The organism is Azospirillum ramasamyi (assembly GCF_003233655.1).
Lineage (GTDB): Bacteria > Pseudomonadota > Alphaproteobacteria > Azospirillales > Azospirillaceae > Azospirillum > Azospirillum ramasamyi.
The window spans coordinates 730,432-750,522 of sequence record NZ_CP029830.1 but is presented as its reverse complement, the minus strand read 5'-3'; the positions used below and the strand labels follow the sequence as shown (position 1 = coordinate 750,522).

Sequence of the window (20,091 nt, the reverse complement as noted above, 5' to 3'; positions counted from 1 at the left end):
AGATATTGCATCGCCCGGACGTCGGGGCTATCAAGCCAGCGCGCCCCAAAACGCGGCCCGCGACCATAACGCGGCTGCCTTTCCTCGAAGGATCGCCCCACCATGAGCGTCATCACCGAGATTCACGCCCGCGAAATTCTGGACAGCCGCGGCAACCCGACCGTGGAAGTGGACGTTGCGCTGGACAGCGGCGCGTTCGGCCGCGCCGCGGTGCCGTCGGGCGCCTCCACCGGCGCCCATGAGGCGGTCGAGCTGCGCGACGGCGACAAGAACCGCTTCGGCGGCAAGGGCGTGCTGAAGGCGGTCGAGTCCGTCAACGGCGAGATCTACGACGCGCTCGCCGGCCTGGACGCCGACGACCAGCGCGCCATCGACCTCGCCATGATCGACCTGGACGGCACCGAGAACAAGAGCCGCCTGGGCGCCAACGCCATCCTGGGCGTGTCGCTGGCCGTCGCCCGCGCCGCCGCCGAGGATGCCGGCCTGCCGCTGTACCGCTATGTCGGCGGCGCCTTCGCCTCGCTGCTGCCGGTGCCGATGATGAACATCATCAACGGCGGCGCCCATGCCGACAACCCGATCGACATCCAGGAATTCATGATCATGCCGGTGGGTGCCGAAACCGGCGCCGACGCCATCCGCATGGGCTCCGAGATCTTCCAGGCGCTCAAGAAGAAGCTGAAGGACGCCGGCCACAACACCAATGTCGGCGACGAGGGCGGCTTCGCCCCCAACATCGGCTCGACCGACGAGGCGCTCGGCTTCGTCATGAAGGCCATCGAGGCCGCCGGCTACAAGCCGGGCGACGACGTCATGCTGGCGCTCGACGCCGCCTCGACCGAGTTCTTCAAGAACGGCAAGTACGAGCTGGCCGGCGAAGGCAAGTCGCTGTCGCCGGACCAGATGGTTTCCTACTGGTCCGATCTGGTCGGCCGCTTCCCGATCATCTCGATCGAGGACGGCATGGCGGAAGACGATTGGGAAGGCTGGAAGGCGCTGACCGACGCCATCGGCAAGAAGGTGCAGCTGGTCGGCGACGACCTGTTCGTCACCAACCCCAAGCGTCTGGCCCAGGGCATCAAGCAGGGCGTGGCGAACTCGATCCTGGTCAAGGTGAACCAGATCGGCACGCTGTCGGAGACGCTGGAAGCGGTCGATATGGCGCACAAGGCCGGCTACACCGCCGTCATGTCGCACCGTTCGGGCGAGACCGAGGACAGCACCATCGCCGACCTCGCCGTCGCCACCAACTGCGGCCAGATCAAGACCGGCTCGCTGAGCCGTTCGGACCGTCTGGCCAAGTACAACCAGCTGATCCGCATTGAGGAGCAGCTGGGCGTCGCCGCCCGCTACGCCGGCCGCAGCATCCTGAAGGCCTGAGCGCCGTAGGGTAAGGGAAAGCCCCTCTCCGGTTCACCGGAGAGGGGCTTTTTTATTGGTGGGGGACACCGCGGAGAAGGATCCTCACTCCCCGGCGAGCGCGCCGATCATCTTGCGCACCGCGGTCATCTGGAAACCGCCCTTGCGGGCGAAATCGTAGCCGGTGTAGCCGAACCAGTCCCAGCAGGCCTTGGGGTTGGAGGACGGCTTGGCGTTGGCGTCGATCTGCGGGTACAGCACGACGATGTTGTTGACGTCGGCCCAGCGGTTGTAGCCGGCATTCACGGCGAAATGGTCGCCGATCAGGTTCGACGCCATCTTGCAGCCGTGGAAGGCGACATGGATGCGGCAGGTCTGCTTGCCGTCCTCGCACGCTTCCGGAACATAGACGTAGCCGGTCTTGGCCATGCCGCTGCGGCTGGAATCGCCGACGAAGGGGGCCTGGCTGAACAGCTGCGGCTGACGGGCCGCGGCGGGGGCGTTCGGGATCCTGGCGTCGGCGTAGAAGAAGCGGACGATGGCGCCGGCCTGGTCGTACTGGCAGTTGTTGATGTATTCGCTCTTCTCATCCTCCTTCGGGATGAAGTCGCAGGCGGCGCCATAGCCGTCGGTGATGTAGGCATGCGCCGCCTTCGGCAGCTTCACATAGGTGAGGTTGGCGTCCGCCACGCCCAGCGCCTTGTAGAACTGCGACGTGGCGTCGGCGACCGGGCGCTTCACGGTCAGGTCGTTGTCGCCGTTGAACAAGTAGATCTTCGACTGCGCCATGTTGGACAGCGGGTCGATGTCCTTCGACTTCTCGCGGGCCTTGGCGTTGGCGACCAGCGCGTCGACATCCGGCGGTCCCATCGCCACGTCCATGCAGCGCTTCAGCGCCACCACCGCCAGGGCGATGCCGCCTTCCGACACTTCGGCACAGGCATAGGGACCGCCGGCGACGAGGCCGGCCGCCTTGACCAGACCCGAATAGGCGACCTGGAACTGCCCGGCCATATAGGCGCCGGAGGAAATGCCGGACACCGTGGTCTGCGCCGGATCGATCTTCAGCTTCAGATCGGCCAGCTTGATCTGTCCGCCGGTTTGGGCGCCGGTTTGGGCCGCTGCGGGAAGCGGCGCGAGAACGATGAGGGCCGCAAGCGCCGATTTCAAAATGGCTTGGTTGGAAATGGTCATGGAAGGGTCACCTTTGCCCTGCAAGGGTTGTCAACATCGCGTGGACAGCGGCGATCTTCGCCCCGCCCTTCATCGCGTAATCCGCCCCCGTCGTGCCGATCCAGTCCCGGCAGGCGATCGGGTCCGCCGAACGGCGGGGCGAAAGCTGCGGGTAGAGCACGATCAGATTGTTGTTGGCCGCCCAGCGGTTGAAGCCGGCACCGGTGATCTCGCTGGAATGGGCGACATGGAACTGGAGCGCAGGGAACTGGAGCGCAGGGAACTGGAGCGCCATGAAGGCACCCGCCGCCAGACCCGACGCCGAACTCTTCTCGATGACGATGTTGCGCGGCGGAAGCGGCGGCGCCGGCTCGCCCGCCCCGGCGCCCGCCCCGTCAGCGAAAACCGCGAGCAGCGTCAGCGCCGCACTCCACGCAATCAGAAGATCCCGGGCCTGCCGATACGATGCCACCTGCCACGCCCCATCCGCGATAATTAACGCTTAAGGTAGCAGGGCAATGTCGTTTGTCTATCGAAAAGGATTTCACGCCGCCCGATACACGCGCATGCATGAGCATCCACAACCCGACCGGCTGTGGACGGGGCCGAATGGCTTGCTGCGGCCGGGCGACGTGCCGGCGGAGCCACCGCCCCGCCGGCAATCCGTCCTCGGCCGCAGAATCGGCGGCTTCAGCCGCGCAGATAGGCCAGCACATTCTCCGGCGAGGATTCGCCGTAGGGATCGCCGTTCTCGCCGTCGTCGTTGATGCCCGGTTCCTCGAACCACTTCTCGACCACGCCGTCCTTGACCACCATGGCATAGCGCCAGGACCGGAAGCCGAAGCCCAGGCCGTCCTTGTTGATCAGCATGCCCATGCGGCGGGTGAAATGGCCCGAGCCGTCGGGGATCAGCTTGACCTTCTTCAGGTTCAGGCTCTTGCCCCACTGGAACATGACGAAGGCGTCATTGACGCTGAGGCAATAGACCTCGTCGATGCCAAGCTCCTTGAACTCGTCGTAAAGCCGTTCGAAAGCCGGGCACTGCTCGTTGGAGCAGGTCGGCGTGAAGGCGCCGGGCAGGGAGAACAGAACGACGCGCTTGCCCTGGAACAACTCGTCGCTGGCCACGTCCTGCCAGCGGAACGGGTTGGGGCCTTCCACGCTTTCGTCGCGCACACGGGTCTTGAACACCACCGAGGGAACCTTGCGCCCTTCCATCCTCATCTCCGGCTATGGTTTCGACCGTATCGGCCAATTGCGTGAACCGTACCCCGTTCGGATCTTCCGGGTCCGGCGCCGGCCACGATAACGGTTCCCCATTCCTCAACCAACCGGCAATAAGTCACGCACCCCGTTCAGGCAAAATGCCGCAAGACTGACCATAAGAGCAGGCAAGACTGGGGTAGATCTGCGCAAAAGTGGTGGCATGCCGTGGCAATCCTGTGACGGCCCCTGATGTTAAGCTCCCATTTACCAAGATCGCGTTTCCTGAGCTCGCCTGCATCCAGTGGGCACTGCGCCGACCGGTGACAATTGGAGGGCTCTTTATGCCTATTTCGACAAAGTCCAACACTACGCAAGGAACCGGCAACGATAAGCCGGAAGCGGCTTTCAACCGCGGCTATTTTACCAGGGTACTTGTTAGCACATTTATCTTCAGCGCCACCATCAATGCCCTGATGCTGGCCATGCCGCTTTATTCGCTTCAGGTGTTCAGCCGGGCCATTCCGTCCGGCAACTACGACACCCTGATCATGCTGACCGTCATCGTGGTCATCGCGCTGACGCTGAGCGGCGTGCTGGAAATGGTGCGCTCGCGCCTGCTGGCCCGTGCCGGCAACGCGCTGGAGGTGCGGTGGCGCCGCCGGCTGACCGCCGACGCCCTGGACTCCGCCGGCCGCGGCCGTCCCGACACCGGTCCGCTCGCCGACCTGATGGAGCTGAAGGGCGCCTTCGGCCGTCCGTCGCTGCCGGCGCTGATGGACCTGCCCTGGGTTCCGCTCTACGTCATCGGCATCTACGTGATCCATCCGATGCTGGCGCTGGTCCTGGTCGTGTCGATCCTAATCATGACGGTGATGGGCTGGATCGGCTATGTGGCCGTCAGGAGCGTCAACGACGAGAGCAAGCTGCCGGCCGGCCGCGCCCAGAAGCTGTTCGACTCCCTGGCCGCCCGTTCCGACACGGTGCGCGGCCTGCGCATGGGCGACACCGCGCTGAATGCCGTCAACCGCGACTTCCTGACCGCCAGCGCCCTGCAGAACCAGGGATACGAGCGCAGCGCCTCCATCGGCGCCGCCACCAAGTGGGTCCGCATGGTCCTGCAGATCGCCGTGACGGGCATCGGCGCCTGGCTGGTGATCGAGCAGCACCTGTCCTTCGGCGGCATGATCGCCACCTCGATGCTGGTCGGCCGCGGCCTCGCCCCGATCGAGCAGACCGCCGGCGCCTGGGGCGGGCTGGTCCGCTCCGCCCAGGCCGTCCGCCGCCTGCTGCCGCTGCTGAAGCGCCTGTCGCGTGAGCCGGAGCGTCCCTCCATTCCGGTGGAGAGCGACCGCCTGACCGTCGAGAACCTGCTGTTCGTCTCGCCCCGCGACCAGAAGCCGATCCTGCGCAGCGTCAACCTGTCGATCGAGCCGGGCGAGACCGTCTGCATCGCCGGTCCCAACCGCTCGGGCAAGTCGGTCCTGGCCCGCCTGCTCGCCGGTGTCGCCCTCCCGTCGGCGGGGACGGTGCGGCTCGGCGGCCTGTCGGTGGCCACCCTGACCCCCGACGCTCCCGAGCACGGCATCGGCTACCTGCCGCAGCATGTCGATCTTCTGCCCGGCAGCATCGCCGACAACATCGCCCGCTTCACCACCGCCACCCGTGAACAGGTGGAAGAGGCCGCCAAGGCCGTCGGCATCCACGAGTGGATCGAAAGCCTCCCCATGGGCTACGAGACGGAGGTCAGCGACCCGCTGTCCCCGATCACCGGCGCCAGCGCCCGCCTGGTCGGCCTTGCCCGCGCCGCCTTCGGCCGTCCGCCGCTGCTGGTGCTGGACGAACCGACCGCCGGCCTGGACGAGATGGGCATCAAGGCCGTCCGCGCCTTCGTGGCGGCGTCCAAGCAGCGCGGGGCGACCACCATCGTCATGACCCACGCCCCGGTCTTCGTCGACATGGCCGACCACACCTACGTCCTGAAGAACGGCATGGCGATGGAGCTGCCGCGTCCGGAGCAGCAGCAGGCCCAGCCCGGCGCCGTCAACCTCGCCCGCCTTCGCAATCTCGGCCCTCAGGCCGGGCCGTCCGCCGCCACGGCAGGGGCCGCCGGCTGACCGCCGGCACCGCCCCCAACACCGAGCATCCGGCTAGCGACGCCCGACCTGACAGAGCCAAGGAAGTCCCATGACCACGATGACCCCCAGTTTTCCGGCCCCGCTCTCCCCCGAGACCGGCCCCGAGACCCCCGCCGGCAAGAAGCCCTCGCGCAAGACGGCGACCATCACCTCGATCCATGCGCTGCGGGCGGCGATGCCGGAAACGGGCGTGCGCAACCTGCTGCTGGGCGGCTTCCTGGTCCTGGCGGTCGGCTTCGGCAGCATGACCGGCTGGGCTGCGGTGGCCCCGCTGCACAGCGCGATCAGCGCCATGGGCTCGCTGGCCCCGGAAACCGGCCGCAAGGTGGTGAAGAACACCGAAGGCGGCGTGATCAGCGCCATCCTGGTCAAGGAAGGCGACCGCGTCGAGGCCGGCCAGGTCCTGATGCAGCTGGACAGCACCGAGGCGCAGACCCGGCTTGAGATGCTGAACGTCGCGCTGTTCGACACGCTGGCGTCGGAAGCCCGCCTGTCGGCCGAACTGTTCGAGAAGCCGGCGATCGAGTGGCCGGCCGAGCTGGCAGCCCGCCGCGCCAAGGAGCCGGCGGTCGACAACGCCATGCTGAACCAGGAGAAGCTGTTCCAGGTCCGCCGCAACCAGCTGGAAACCGAGGCCAAGCTGACCCAGGACCGCATCGCCACCCTGGCCGAGGAAGTGGCCAGCCTGGAAAAGCAGCGCGACTTCCTGGCCCGCGAGATCAAGTTGTCGGACGAGGACATCCAGATCACCCAGGGCCTGCTGGACCGCGGCAACTCCACCCGCACCAAGCTGGTGGCGGCGCAGAAGGAGAACGCCCAGCTGCATGCCCAGGACCACGCGCTGGAAGCCCGCATGTCGCAGTCGCGCCAGCAGGCGGTCGACGCCCAGGGCGATCTGGTCCGCCGCCGCAGCGACTTCCGCGAGAAGGTGCTGGTCGAGCTGGAAAAGGCCCGCGGCGACGCCCAGAAGCTGACCGAGCAGATCCGCGACGCCAAGAACCGTCTGGCCAACCGCACCATCAAGGCGCCGGATGCCGGCAACGTCGTGATGTACGGCCATCCGGCCGTCGGCGGCACCATCACCGCCAACGAGCCGGTGCTGGACATCGTTCCCGACGACAAGGCCCTGCTGGCCGAGGTCCGCATCCAGCCGAAGGACATCAAGTCGATGGCCGTCGGCCTGCCGGTGAAGGTGCAGCTGACCGCCTATGACAGCCGCGTCGTCGGCACCATCGACGGCACCGTGTCCTACGTCTCGGCCGACCGCCTGACCGACAACGCCACCCGCCAGGACTATTATCTGGCCCGCATCCGCCTGAAGGATGCCGACGCCCACGAGGTCGGCGACCTGAAGATCAAGGCCGGCATGCCGGTGGAAGCCCGCATCGTGCTCTCCGCCCGCACCCCGCTGGACTACCTGATCCAGCCGCTGAGCCAGTCCTACGTGAAGGCGTTCATCCAGGAGTGATGGGGGCGGAGTTGAACCCCATGATCCTCCCTCCCCCGCCCAGCTCTCGCACAAAGCTGCGCTTTGTGCTGACGCGACAGGCGGACCGTAGGTCCGCTGAGAGCGGGGGAGGGTCGGGGTGGGGGGAAACCGGAGCCGAGACGCCTCGCACAGAAAAGCCCCCGGCCATCCGGCACGGGGGCTTTTTCTTTGGATAGGTCTTCCGCTCGGGTCCTCAGCCCCTGCCCGGCCGCAAATCCGGCGGCGGCGGGACCGCCATCGGGGTGGGAAGCGGCTCCGGCACCTGGATCGCCTCCGTCTGCTCCTTGGTGCGGCGCGATGCCGCACGGTCCTGCGCCAGACGGTCCATCGCCTGCTGGCGCTCCGCTTCCGTGGTCAGGTCGGTCGGGCGCGGGGGAACGGTGCCCAGGTTGGGGTATTCCCTGCGCTCGCCGGTCATGCCGCGGATGGGCGACGTATTGTCGCTGACCGGCGAGGACTGGCCGGTGACGGCGCCCAGAAGGCCGGTGTCCAGCGTCCGGTCGCTGCAGGCCGACAGCCCGAAAATCATTGGCATTGCAATGATTAGGGCGCCGCACACCCGTCCGACCGCCGCGATGCCCCGACCACCCTCCTGAATGCCCGTCACCATCATCCTTCCCCATGTCTGGCCGCGACGCCGCACTTGTGCGACGATCCGTGAAATGAAATGTTCACACCAGCGGTGTATGAGAAGCTCCGGATTTCTCCCGCACCGCACCCGAAGGTCGGATTGCCGCACGCAACCCACAGCGACATGGTGCAGAGCACACCCCGAATTCATCGACCGCAAGCCTGTATAGCCGCCCGCCCGCGAGGCCCAAAGCCCTAACTGAGCCATGCGGACGATGCCGACCGACGATGCGACACCCGCCCAACGAAGAAGGACCGTGCACATGGCCGAGACCAAGGCCCCCCCTCAGGCTTCCACCCCGGCTTCACCCCAGGTGCCCGACGTCAAGCTGCCCGACCCGGTCGAGATGTCGCGGGCGATGACCCGGATCGCCGAGCAGAGCCAGCGGCTGGTGTCCGAGTTCCTCGCGCGGCAGGCGTCCGACGGCGCCGGCCCGAAGAGCCCGGACCCGATGGGCGTCGGCCATGCCTTCCTCGAGATGACCACCCGCATGATGGCCGACCCGGCCAAGCTGATGCAGGCGCAGATGTCGCTGTGGCAGGATTACCTGACCCTGTGGCAGCGCACCACCCAGCGCTTCTTCGGGCAGGAGACGCAGCCGGTCATCGCCCCCGCCAAGGACGACCGCCGTTTCAAGGACGCCGCCTGGGACGAGAACACGCTGTTCGACTTCATCAAGCAGTCCTACCTGCTGAGCGCCCGGTGGATGCAGTCGACCGTCAACCAGGTCGAGGGGCTGGACGACCACACCGCCAAGAAGGTCGATTTCTACACCCGCCAGTTCGTCGACGCGATGGCGCCCTCCAACTTCGTCATGACGAACCCGGAGGTCCTGCGCGCCACCATCGAGAGCGGCGGCGAGAATCTGGTCAAGGGCCTGGAGCATCTGCTGAAGGATCTGGAGCGCGGCAAGGGCGAGCTGCGCATCTCCATGACCGATTACGACGCCTTCCAGCTGGGCAAGAACATCGCGGTCACGCCGGGCAAGGTCGTCTTCCAGACCAGCCTGATGCAGCTGATCCAGTACACGCCGACCACGCCGGACGTGAACAAGCGCCCGCTGATGATCGTGCCGCCCTGGATCAACAAGTTCTACATCCTGGACCTGCGCGAGAAGAACAGCTTCATCAAGTGGGCGGTCGACCAGGGCCACACCGTCTTCGTCCTGTCCTGGGTCAACCCGGACGAGACGCTGGCGGCCAAGGGCTTCGAGGACTACATGGTCGAAGGCCCGCTGGCGGCGCTGGACGCCATCGAGAAGGCGACCGGCGAGAAGGACGTCAACGCCATCGGCTATTGCCTGGGCGGCACGCTGCTGGCCTCGACCCTGGCCTACATGGCGGCCAAGAAGGACGACCGCATCAAGTCGGCCACCTTCTTCACCACCATGCTGGACTTCACCGAAGCCGGCGAGCTGTCGGTCTTCATCGACGAGGAGCAGCTGACCTTCATCGAGGGGCAGATGGCCGAGCAGGGCTATCTCGACGGCTCCAAGATGGCGACCACCTTCAACATGCTGCGCGCCAACGACCTGATCTGGTCGTTCGTCGTCAACAACTACCTGCTGGGCAAGGATCCGTTCCCGTTCGACCTGCTGTACTGGAACGGCGACAGCACCCGCATGCCCGCGGCGATGCACAGCTTCTACCTGCGCAACATGTACCAGAAGAACCAGCTGGCGCAGCCGGGGGCCGTGACGCTTAAGGGCGTTCCGATCGACCTGGGCAAGATCAAGGTTCCGTCGCTGTTCCTGTCGGCCCGCGAAGACCACATCGCCCCGTGGAAGAGCACCTACAGCGGCGCCCAGCTGTTCAGCGGCCCGGTCAAGTTCGTGCTCGGCGCCTCCGGCCACATCGCCGGCGTCGTCAACCCGCCCGCGGCCAACAAGTACTGCTACTGGACCAGCGACAAGCTGGCCAAGACCCCGGACGAGTGGCTGGAGAAGGCGACCCAGACCCCCGGCTCCTGGTGGCCGGAATGGAACAAGTGGGTCGGCCAGTTCGCCAACGGCAAGGTTCCGGCCCGTCAGCCCGGCGACGGCGCCCTCCCCGTCCTGGAGGACGCCCCCGGCTCCTACGTCAAGGTCAAGAACGAGTAGGCCCGGCCAGCGGGCAAACCCGGCGAAAGCCCCTCTCCCGGCGGAGAGGGGCTTTTTCTTTGCCCGTCGGACATGCCTCCGACTCAGGATCGGAGCCCCCGCCCCCAACTTGACCGCGGTCAAGGAGCGATCGCTGACTGACATGCTACAGCTGCCCGACTCAGCCGGCGAGACGGGTCTCAACACCCTCGCCCGCCGCCGGCCAGGGTGCCGAAGACAACGGAAACGGATGCCGGACAGTTGGGAAATGGGATTGATTTTCTCTTCTGATTCTCTTCTTGGGGCGCGGTCGACACAAAGGAACATAAGCTCCCATCTGCTTGGGATCGTGGTCACGGCCTTGGGGTCAATGGCGCTGATCGCTATCGGACTGGCCACCTATACCATCTCCGAGCAACTCGACTTCGCGGAAGCCGAGATGTCGATGACCGCCCATGCGCTGTCCGCCGCCCTCGACCAGCAGTTGCTCGTCACCAGGGCGGCACTGGAGAGCATCGGCGCGGCCGTGACCGAATACGGCGATCCCGAGCAGCTCCGCCGCATCGCCCGGACCGTTCAGGCGATGCATCCCAACTGGTCGGCCGTGAGCCTGCGCGACGCCGACGGCAGCATGCTGTTCAGCACCGCGGTTCCCTATGGAACCCCGGCGCCCCTGGCGGCCGATGTCTCGACCCAGATCGCCGAGGCCATCGGCAGCGGACATCCCCAGGTCACCGGCCTGATGTCCGATCCCGTTTCGACGCCCCCCCTTGCAGCGGTCCTGGTGCCGGTCCGGGCCGGGGATGGCCGGAACTTCGCGCTGGTGGCGGAGGTCGCGGCATCCAAATGGGAAGAACTCCTGCGCGACCAGCACATCCCTGCGGGCTGGGTTGCCGGCATCCTCGACCGGAACGGCATCGTCATCGCCCGGACCCGCGCCAGCGAGCGATATGTCGGCCAGCCAGATCGCAGCTGGATGAGGGAGGCGATCCAATCGGCGCCCGAGGGGCGGTCGGAAGGCCCTTCCCTGGAGGGAGAGCAACAAACCCTGGCCTTCTCGCGCTCCGCGGTCTCCGGCTGGACGGTCACCCTCGCGGCACCCGCCGCCTTCTTCCAGGAACCGTTGCACCGGTCGCTGTGGGCGAGCATGGCGCTCTGCGGCCTCACTCTCGGGGCAGCGTCGCTGCTGGTCCTGCGCTATGCCCGCCGGCTCTCCCGCTCCGTCGTCGGTCTGGCGCGGATGGCCGATGCGATGCAGGCGCCCGGCGCCGCCCTGCCGCCGCCGCCGCCCGTCGACATGGAGGAGCTGACCTCCGTCTACGACAGCATGAGGCAAGCCACCGACCAGCTGCGCAAAGCGGACGAGCAGCGGATGACCGCGATGCGGGAATTGCAGCATCGGGTGAAGAACGATCTGCAGGCGATCATGGCCCTGCTCGCGCTGGAAAGCCAGAAGAGCAGGAACGACGAGACCCAACACATTCTGAAGGAACTGGAAGGCCGCATCGAAGCGCTCCGGCTCGCCCACAGCCGGCTGTACGAGGCCAACCTGATCGGCCGGATCGAGTTGGGCGGCTATCTGCGCGAACTGTGCGCGAACACCGTCGCCCTCCATGGGGGCGGTCATGCCGGGGCCATCCGCTTCGAAGCGGCGGTCGGCGAGGTCCATGTCGGCCACGATACCGCCGTTTCGCTTGGCCTGATCGCCAATGAGTTCATCACCAACAGCGCCAAGCATGCCTTCCCCGACCGGGCCGGGACCATCAGCCTCGACCTTGCCATGCCGGAACCGGGACAGGTCCGCCTGCGGCTGTCCGACGACGGGGTCGGGCTGGCGCCGAACCGGACCCGGTCGTCCGGCATGCGCCTGATCTCGATGCTGGCCGAACAGATCGGGGCGACACCGGACTGGGGCGCCGAGGGCGGCACCTCCCTGGGGCTGTCGTTCCGGGTCGGGAAGGAACCGGAGATGGCGTGACGCCGGCCCGTTGCCGCCGCTTCGCCGCAGGGGTTTTCCTTTCCGGTCCAATCCGATAGTGTTAGGCACGCGCACGTTAAGGGTTTGTTTGCCCTTTTCACGCCACCTAAGGCTTGCGCACATTCGCACGCCCCGGGGATCCGCCGTCCATGCCTTCCGACGCCCAGACTGGTACGATGGGAACCGCAGCGGCAGCGATGGGCAACGCCGAACCGGTCAAGCTCGCCGAACGCTACGAAATCCAGCCCGGCGCGCCGATCCCCCTGCTGAATGCGGTCGGCGGCAACGCCTTCACCGCCAAGGCGCTGCGCGAGAAGCGGATCGAGCCCTTCGCGATCATCTGCCACGCCGCGATGCTGCCGCGGATGGACATCTGCTCCACCGTCGGCAGCCTCGACAACGCCACCCACATGCGGCTGCTCGACTGGGGTCTGGTGGACTGGCCGCAGGACCGCGGGCGCCGCTATTGCCTGGTGTTCGAACGGCCGGGCGGCAAGCGGCTGATGGGATCGCTGACCGACACGCTGGATCCGATGCCGGAAGACCAGCTGACCCGGCAGATCATCCACCCGCTGGTGTCGGCGCTGAAGGAGCTGTCGAGCCGCGGCGTGATTCATGGCGCGATCCGCCCGACCAACCTGTTCTACCGCGATCTCGCATCCGGCGGGCTGATGCTGGGCGACTGCGTGTCGACGCAGCCGGGCTACGGCCAGCCGGTGCTGCTGGAGACGATCGAGCGCGGCATGGCCAACCCGGCCGGCCGCGGCACCGGCACCATCGCCGACGACCTCTATTCTCTGGGCGTCACCCTGCTGATCCTGGCGCTGGGCCGCAACCCGCTGGCCGGGCTGGACGACGACGCCGTGCTGCAGGCGAAGATGGAGCGCGGATCCTACCCGGCCCTGGTCCAGCAGCACCGGCTGCCGCTGGCGATCAACGAGGCGGTGCGCGGCCTGCTGGTGGACGACCCGAAGCAGCGCTGGACCCTGAACGACCTCGACCTGTGGGTGGCCGGCCGCCGTCTCAGCCCGAAACAGCCGCAGATCTCCCGCCGCGCCGCCCGGCCGCTGGAATTCCAGGGATCGGAATACTGGCACTGCCGCACGCTGGCCCGCGCCTTCGCCCGCCATGCCCCCGCCGCCGCCAGCGTGATCGAAAGCGGCGAGCTGGACAAATGGCTGCGCCGGTCGATGGGAGACGAGGTGCGGGCCGAGGCGGTCGCCAACGCCATCCAGACCGCGTCCAGCGGCAAGGGCGGCAGCCAGGGCGACCGGCTGGTGGCGCGCGTCTGCATCGCGCTCGACCCCGCCGCCCCCATCCGCTATCGCGGGCGGGCGATGATGCCGGACGGCATCGCCACCATGCTGGCCGACGCCTTCATGCGCGGCGAATCCCCCCAGGCGGTGGCGGAGGTGATCGCCAACCAGCTGCCGATGTTCTGGGTCAACGTCCAGACCGACTTCAAGCCGGAATTCGTTCCGCTGGTGCAGAGCTTCGACCAGCTGCGCGGCTTCCTCGACCGCTCCTCCCACGGGCTGGGGGTGGAGCGGGTGCTGTACGAGATGAACCCGACCATGCCCTGCATGAGCGCCCTGGTCGCCAAGCAGCTGCCGACCAGCCCGGCCGAACTGCTGCGGGCGCTGGACTGGATCGCGGCCGGCGGCGAACGGCACAAGGATCCCATCGACCGGCAGATCGCCGCCTTCCTCGGCGCCCGCAACAAGCGCGGGGACGAGCTGCTGTTCACCCAGCTCGGCAGCGGGGTGGAGCCGATGCGGCGGGTCATCGCCATGCTGACCATCCTGTCCGACATCCAGGCCCGCACCGGGGTGGACGGGCTGACCCATCTGGCCTCCTGGGTGGTGGCGCTGCTCGACCCCGCCTTCCGCCGCTTCCACAACCGGCCCCAGCAGCAGGAAGTGCGCAAGATGGCCGACGCCGCCGCGCACAACGGCCGGCTGACCGAACTGCTGAAGGTGGTCGACGATCCCGAGGCGCTGCGCCGCGACCGGCTGGAGTTCGAGGCGGCGCAGATCGCCTATCGCGAGGCGGATGCGGAGATGGATAAGATCCGCCACACCATCGCCGACCGCAACGCCATCATCGAGACCTCGGGCCGGCAGGTCGCCGCCATCGTGTCCAGCCTGCTGTCGACCCTGCTGGTCGCCGGCATCATCCTGATCTTCGCCTTCTGACCGAATAACGGGGGGATCGCCATGGCGCGCAAGAAAAAGAAGAAGGGCGGCGCCCTCACGCTGATCCTGCTGATCATCCCGGCGGCGCTGATCGTGCTGCCGACCACCATCCTGTTCACCGTCGGGATGATCCCGACCATCGTCGCCTATATCGCCGACCGCGATCCCGACAAATCGGCGCCGATCACCGTCGGCGGGCTGAATTTCTGCGGCTGCATGCCCTTCGCCATCGATTTGTGGAAGCACCAGCACACCATCGGCGCCGCCGCGAAGATCTTCGCCGACCCGCTGGCCTGGCTGGTGATGTACAGCGCCGCCGCCGTCGGGTGGGGCCTGTATTACGGCATTCCGCCGCTGGTCGCCGGCATGGAGGTCGCCCGCGCCGAAAAGCGGGTGGAGGTGCTGAAGCAGAAGAAGGTGGCGCTGGTCCAGGAATGGGGGCCGGACGTCGCCGGCGATTATTTCGACGAGTCCGGCGGCCCGGAACCGGGCACCGAGCCGGAAGGGGCGTGACGGGCGTGACGCCCCCCTTGCGACCGCCCGCCCCCTTGCAACCGAACCCGGCCGCGGGGCATGATCGGCGGCACGGACCGCGGGGTCGGGCGGGGGATCGGAATGTTCAGCGTCAGCCAGGTTGAAGCCGCCGCCATTCAGAAGGCGTTTCACGAAAGCGGCGAATGGGCGGCGGTCGTCGAGTTGCGGCGGCATTTCCCCATTCAGGACAATGTGAACGCCCTCAACGCCGTACGGGCCATCGTCAGATGGACCCGGCCGCCGCATTCGGTTCCCGCCGATACGCCTGTCTAACCGGCCTCAGCCGACGAGTTCGGCCACCGCCCGCGCCACCTCGGCGTGGATGGAATCGTGCTGCTTGAAGCCCTTCGCCGTCTGGGTCAGGTAGCTGGCGACCAGCAGCGGCGGGCGGTTGTCCGGCCAGAGGATGGCGATGTCGTTGGCGGTGCCGTTGGTGCCGGTCCCCGTCTTGTCGCCCACCCGCCAGCCGGCCGGCAGTCCGGCGCGCAACCGCTTGTCGCCGGTCTTGTTGGCGATCATCCAATCGATCAGCTGCCGGCGGGACTCCGGACGCAGCACCTCGCCGACCATGAGCCGTTCCATGCTGCGCGCCATGGCCGCGGGGGTGGTGGTGTCGCGCGGATCGCCGGGAATGGCGGAGTTCAGCGTCGGCTCGTTGCGGTCCAGCCGGGTGATCCCGTCACCGATGCCCCGCAGGAAGGCGGTGAGACCGGCCGGGTTGCCGACCCCCGGCAACAGAAGGTTGGCCGCCACATTGTCGCTGAGCGTCATCGTCGCCTCGCACAGCTCCGCCACCGTCGGCGGCGTGCCGTTCAGCCGGGTCTCGGCGAAGGGCGCATAGGGCACCAGATCGGCCTCCGTCACCGGAATCCGCCGGTCCAGCTTTTCCCTGCCCTGGTCCACCGCCTTCAGCACGGCGGCAGCCAATAGAAATTTGAAGGTGCTGCACATCGGGAACCGCTCGTCCATGCGCCAGCCCTGCAGCCGGCCCGTTCCGGTGTCGAGCATGGCGACACCCAGCCGCCCGCCGGTCCGCCCCTCCAGCGCCGCCATGCGCGCCGCCAGCCCATCCGCCGCGGATTCCTTGTCTTTGGCCGCCTGCGCCCCCTGTACCACGGTTGCCGGAAGCAGCAGCGCCCCGCCCGTCGCCACCCCGCCCATCGCCACCAGGAATCCCCGTCTTCCGATCATTGCGACCTCCATCCTTGCCGTTGCGATGGCCGGACGATAGAAACCCGGCGGCACAGGAACAAACGAGGTTTCCTCGCGGAAGCCCCAAAGAAAACTAATGGCGGAAGAGCTTCCCCGGCCCGCCGCCGCCATGGCACCCTATGGAGCGCCAGCGATGGGCGAAGGGAGCAGGCGGATGCCGTTGCGTCAGGACATGGAAACCGGCCGGTTCGAGGCGCGGGCCGAGGACGGCACCGTCCATTCGGTCGTGGAGATCACCCGCTACGTCCAGATGGTCACATTCCGCGGCCCGGCCGGCTGGGTGCCGGAAGGCAAGAGCTATCGCCTGGACGGCGGCGACGGGGTGGAGGAGACGGCGGACGGCGGGTTCCGCATCGCCGCGACCGGGCTGGTCCTGCGGCGGATCGGCTGAGGACCGGCGGCTCCGCTCCGCGGCCCGGCCATGGCCGGGCTTGGCTGCGGCCGCCCTCCCGGCATCCCGGAATCCGGCGATCAGGACTCTGCCCCGCCGGGCTTCCTGTGGCATAAGGGGCCAATCACGCCACGGGAATTCAGCCGGATATGATTCGTTTCGACAATGTCAGCAAGCAGAATGGTCACCGCATTCTTTTTCTGGAGGCCTCTGCGGCACTGAACCGCGGTGAAAAGGTCGGTCTCGTCGGTCCCAACGGTGCGGGCAAGACGACCCTGTTCCGCATGATCACCGGCGAGGAGCAGCCGGACGGCGGTCAGGTCGCCATCGAGAAGCAGGTCAGCATCGGCTATTTCAACCAGGATGTCGGCGAGATGTCCGGCCGCAGCGCGGTGGCCGAGGTCATGGACGGCGCCGGTCCGGTCAGCGTCGTCGCGGCGGAGTTGGCGGAGCTGGAAGCGGCCATGGCCGACCCTGACCGTGCCGACGAGATGGACGCCATCATCGAGCGCTACGGCGAGGTGCAGGCGCGCTTCGACGAGCTGGGCGGCTACGAGCTGGAGGGCAAGGCGCGCGAGGTGCTGGCCGGTCTCAGCTTCAGCCAGGAGATGATGGACGGCGACGTCGGCGCCCTGTCCGGCGGCTGGAAGATGCGCGTGGCGCTCGCCCGCATCCTGCTGATGCGGCCCGACGCCATGCTGCTGGACGAGCCGAGCAACCATCTGGACATCGAAAGCCTGATCTGGCTGGAAGGCTTCCTGAAGGGCTATGAGGGCGCCCTGCTGATGACCTCGCACGACCGCGAGTTCATGAACCGCATCGTCACCAAGATCATCGAGATCGATGGCGGAACGCTGACCAGCTATTCCGGCGACTACACCTTCTACGAAAAGCAGCGGGCGCTGAAGGAAAAGCAGCAGGAGGCGCAGTTCGAACGGCAGCAGGCGATGCTGGCGAAGGAACTGAAGTTCATCGAGCGGTTCAAGGCCCGCGCCTCCCATGCCTCCCAGGTGCAGAGCCGGGTGAAGAAGCTCGACAAGATCGAACGTTTCGAACCGCCCAAGCGGCGGCAGGTGGTGACCTTCGACTTCCCGCCGGCCCCGCGCTCCGGCGACGACGTGGCGGTGCTGAAGAACGTCCACAAGGGCTATGGCAGCCGGGCCATCTACCAGGGGCTCGACCTGACCATCCGCCGCAAGGAACGCTGGTGCGTCATGGGCGTCAACGGCGCCGGCAAGTCGACGCTGCTGAAGCTGATCGCCGGCGTGACCGAGCCCGACACCGGCACCGTCACCGTCGGCGGCAGCGTCAAGATGGGCTATTTCTCCCAGCACGCCATGGAACTGCTGGACGGCGACCAGACCATCTTCGAAACGCTGGAGGCGCATTTTCCCCAGGCGAGCCAGGGATCGCTGCGGGCGCTGGCCGGCTGCTTCGGCTTTTCCGGCGACGACGTGGAGAAGAAATGCCGCGTGCTGTCGGGCGGCGAGAAGGCGCGGCTGGTGATGGCGATCATGCTGTTCAATCCGCCGAACTTCCTGGTGCTCGACGAGCCGACCAACCACCTGGACCTCGACACCAAGCAGATGCTGATCGCGGCGCTGGGGGCGTATGAGGGCACCATGCTGTTCGTCTCGCACGACCGTCATTTCCTGGCCGCGCTGTCCAACCGCGTGCTGGAACTGACGCCGGACGGCATCCACCAGTATGGCGGCGGCTACACCGAGTATGTGGCGAGCACCGGCCAGGAAGCGCCGGGCCTGCACAGCTGATCGGACGGCACCGCAGTGGCATCGGGAGCGCCGATCTGCGGCGCGGCGCTCCCGCCGGCATCACGCCGCCTTGATCGACGCCAGGAACTGCTCCACCTCCCGGCGCAGGGTTTCGGCCTGCCGGGCCAGTTCGCCGGCGGCCGACTGGACCTGACCGGCGGCGCTGCCGGTTTCGCCGGCGGTCTGCGTCACCTGGGTGATGTTGACGGAAACCTCCTGGGTCCCGACCGCTGCCTGCTGCACGTTGCGGGAGATTTCGCCGGTCACCGCCCCCTGCTCCTCGATCGCCGCCGCGATGGCGGTGGAGATGTCGTTGATGCTGGCGATGGTGCCGCTGATCCCGCCGATGGCGGCGACGGCGCCCGACGTCGCCGCCTGGATTTCGGCGATCTGGCCGGCGATCTCGTCGGTGGCCCTGGCGGTCTGGGAGGCCAGCGACTTCACCTCCCCGGCGACGACGGCGAAGCCCTTGCCCGCCTCGCCGGCCCGTGCAGCCTCGATGGTGGCGTTCAGCGCCAGCAGGTTGGTCTGGTTGGCGATGTTGGTGATGAGGTTCACCACCTCGCCGATCCGCTGGGCGGCGTCGGTCAGACCGCGCATCGTGTCGTTGGTCCGCGACGCCTCTTCCACCGCCTGCCCGGCGATGCGGGTGGAGTTGGAAACCCGCTGGCCGATCTCGCGGATCGAACTGCTCATCTCCTCCGTCGCGGTGGCGACGGTCTGCACATTGGCGCTGGTCTGTTCGGCCGCCGCCGCCACGGCGCCGGCCTGGGTGTTGGTCTGCTGCGCCATCGCCACCATGCTCTGGGCCGTCGCGTCCAGTTCCGAAGCCGCCGACGACACGGTGCGCAGGGCCGACGCGGCAACCCGGTCGAAGTCGGAAATCAGATGCTCGATCCGCTCGGCCCGGCGTTGCTTCGCGGCCTGCTCCGCCGCCTGCTCCGCCGCCAGACGGTCGGCCTGCACCAGCCCGTCCTTGAACACCTGGACCGCCCGCGCCATGGCGCCGAGCTCGTCGCCGCGCCGGGTGCCCGTCACTTCGGTCGACAGGTCACGGGCGGCAAGACGCCCCATCATGCCGGTCATCGCCTGGATCGGCCGCGAAACCGTCACGATCATCATCCAAGCCGCCCCCATACAGACCGCCATGACGATGCCGAGCGCCACGACGATCAGGGTTTTGCTTTTCAGATAGACCTGTTCGCCTCGGCTCGCCGCCTCGGCTCCGCTCCGGGCGTTGAAATCCGCCAATTCGACCAGAACTTTCTTTGCCGCCCGGTAGGCGGTGCGGGACTCCCCGCGAAAGAGAGCCGCCGCCTCCTCGCTCCTGTTCTCCCGTGAGAGGGGCAGGAGCTTCTGCCGGCTGATGGACAGGTAGCTCTCCCAGAGCGTGATGAACTTGCGGTAATTCTCCGTCTCCCATCCCGGGGTCAGGAGCGCGGCATAGTCCTTCCTTGCCTTTTCCAGGTCGTTCAGCGCGACCTGCATGGCCTCTTCTTCGATCTTTATGTCCTCGGGCGACTGGGAGGCGATATGACCCCCTTCGAGGGTCCGGTAGAAATCGAATTCCCCGCGCATCACCCCGATGGCATTGAGGCTGGGCAGCCAGTTGTCGCGAACCTCCCCCGCCTCCTGGTTCACGCTGGCGAGACGGTCGATGGCGAAAATGCCGAGACCGAAGGTGAACAGCATGATGAAGGCAAAACTGACCAGAGATTTCGTCCGGACGGTGGTATCGGCGACCCATGACATTTGCCTGTCTCTCCCTTGTTGCGCCCATGCATGGGCCGGCAGCTGAAATCACTCGCTCCCGGATGCGAGAGATAGTTCGCGGGAAAGACGGAACGAGCTAAGGTAAACCCTGATTTCTCCATAACTTTCAGGCTAAATTTGTTGCGGGTCTGTAAGATTTGATCGCAAAAATATGCGGAGCAATATC

The 20,091-nt window shown here is 67.1% G+C and carries 16 protein-coding genes; 10 read left to right on the top strand and 6 right to left on the bottom strand.

Annotation, left to right across the window (positions count from 1 at the left end):
* The first annotated feature begins 102 nt into the window (after positions 1–102).
* A complete protein-coding gene (gene eno, locus DM194_RS15820) occupies positions 103–1,380 on the top strand; it encodes a phosphopyruvate hydratase (protein ID WP_111068501.1) in 1,278 nt (425 codons plus the stop codon).
* An 84-nt stretch (positions 1,381–1,464) separates the two neighbouring features.
* On the opposite strand, the gene DM194_RS15815 is transcribed toward eno, so the two are convergent.
* The 3 genes from DM194_RS15815 to DM194_RS15805 form a co-directional block, all read right to left on the bottom strand.
* Positions 1,465–2,553 carry an extracellular catalytic domain type 2 short-chain-length polyhydroxyalkanoate depolymerase gene (locus tag DM194_RS15815; protein ID WP_111068500.1) on the bottom strand — a complete coding sequence of 363 codons (1,089 nt, stop codon included), beginning with the start codon at positions 2,551–2,553 and terminating at the stop codon, positions 1,465–1,467.
* 7 nt (positions 2,554–2,560) lie between these two features.
* Positions 2,561–3,004, bottom strand: coding sequence for a hypothetical protein (locus DM194_RS15810; protein WP_111068499.1), 444 nt, complete (start codon positions 3,002–3,004; stop codon positions 2,561–2,563).
* Positions 3,005–3,222: 218 nt separating this feature from the next.
* The gene (locus tag DM194_RS15805; protein ID WP_111068498.1) at positions 3,223–3,750 is read right to left on the bottom strand and encodes a peroxiredoxin; all 528 of its coding nucleotides are present in this window, start codon (positions 3,748–3,750) and stop codon (positions 3,223–3,225) included.
* A 470-nt stretch (positions 3,751–4,220) separates the two neighbouring features.
* On the opposite strand from DM194_RS15805, the gene DM194_RS15800 reads away from it, so the two are divergent.
* Positions 4,221–5,852 (top strand): type I secretion system permease/ATPase, encoded by a 1,632-nt coding sequence (locus tag DM194_RS15800; RefSeq protein ID WP_246024355.1) that lies wholly within the window; start codon positions 4,221–4,223, stop codon positions 5,850–5,852.
* A gap of 70 nt (positions 5,853–5,922) precedes the next feature.
* Positions 5,923–7,341, top strand: a complete 1,419-nt coding sequence (locus tag DM194_RS15795; protein WP_111068496.1) for an HlyD family type I secretion periplasmic adaptor subunit — start codon at positions 5,923–5,925, stop codon at positions 7,339–7,341.
* A gap of 214 nt (positions 7,342–7,555) precedes the next feature.
* On the opposite strand, the gene DM194_RS15790 is transcribed toward DM194_RS15795, so the two are convergent.
* Complete coding sequence (locus DM194_RS15790) at positions 7,556–7,897, bottom strand: hypothetical protein (RefSeq protein ID WP_246024354.1); 342 nt, start codon at positions 7,895–7,897, stop codon at positions 7,556–7,558.
* 358 nt (positions 7,898–8,255) lie between these two features.
* On the opposite strand from DM194_RS15790, the gene DM194_RS15785 reads away from it, so the two are divergent.
* From DM194_RS15785 to DM194_RS15765, 5 genes are all read left to right on the top strand, one after another.
* Complete coding sequence (locus DM194_RS15785) at positions 8,256–10,091, top strand: PHA/PHB synthase family protein (RefSeq protein ID WP_111068495.1); 1,836 nt, start codon at positions 8,256–8,258, stop codon at positions 10,089–10,091.
* 349 nt (positions 10,092–10,440) lie between these two features.
* Positions 10,441–12,048 (top strand): sensor histidine kinase, encoded by a 1,608-nt coding sequence (locus DM194_RS15780; protein WP_162630087.1) that lies wholly within the window; start codon positions 10,441–10,443, stop codon positions 12,046–12,048.
* A gap of 149 nt (positions 12,049–12,197) precedes the next feature.
* Entirely contained in the window at positions 12,198–14,243 is a 2,046-nt protein-coding gene (locus DM194_RS15775; protein ID WP_246024353.1) for a protein kinase family protein, read from the top strand.
* A gap of 21 nt (positions 14,244–14,264) precedes the next feature.
* A complete protein-coding gene (locus tag DM194_RS15770; RefSeq protein WP_111068492.1) occupies positions 14,265–14,756 on the top strand; it encodes a hypothetical protein in 492 nt (163 codons plus the stop codon).
* Positions 14,757–14,858: 102 nt separating this feature from the next.
* Positions 14,859–15,050: a hypothetical protein gene (locus DM194_RS15765; RefSeq protein ID WP_246024352.1), complete on the top strand. Its 192-nt coding sequence runs from the start codon at positions 14,859–14,861 to the stop codon at positions 15,048–15,050.
* A gap of 6 nt (positions 15,051–15,056) precedes the next feature.
* On the opposite strand, the gene bla is transcribed toward DM194_RS15765, so the two are convergent.
* On the bottom strand, positions 15,057–15,968 hold the full coding sequence (gene bla, locus DM194_RS15760) for a class A beta-lactamase (protein ID WP_111068490.1): 912 nt from the start codon (positions 15,966–15,968) through the stop codon (positions 15,057–15,059).
* Between the two features lie 175 nt (positions 15,969–16,143).
* Between bla and DM194_RS15755 the strand changes: the two genes are divergently transcribed.
* A complete protein-coding gene (locus DM194_RS15755) occupies positions 16,144–16,380 on the top strand; it encodes a hypothetical protein (RefSeq protein ID WP_111068489.1) in 237 nt (78 codons plus the stop codon).
* Positions 16,381–16,529: 149 nt separating this feature from the next.
* Entirely contained in the window at positions 16,530–18,152 is a 1,623-nt protein-coding gene (locus tag DM194_RS15750; protein WP_111068488.1) for an ABC-F family ATP-binding cassette domain-containing protein, read from the top strand.
* Between the two features lie 60 nt (positions 18,153–18,212).
* On the opposite strand, the gene DM194_RS15745 is transcribed toward DM194_RS15750, so the two are convergent.
* Positions 18,213–19,904, bottom strand: a complete 1,692-nt coding sequence (locus DM194_RS15745) for a methyl-accepting chemotaxis protein (RefSeq protein WP_111068487.1) — start codon at positions 19,902–19,904, stop codon at positions 18,213–18,215.
* Positions 19,905–20,091: the final 187 nt, after the last annotated feature.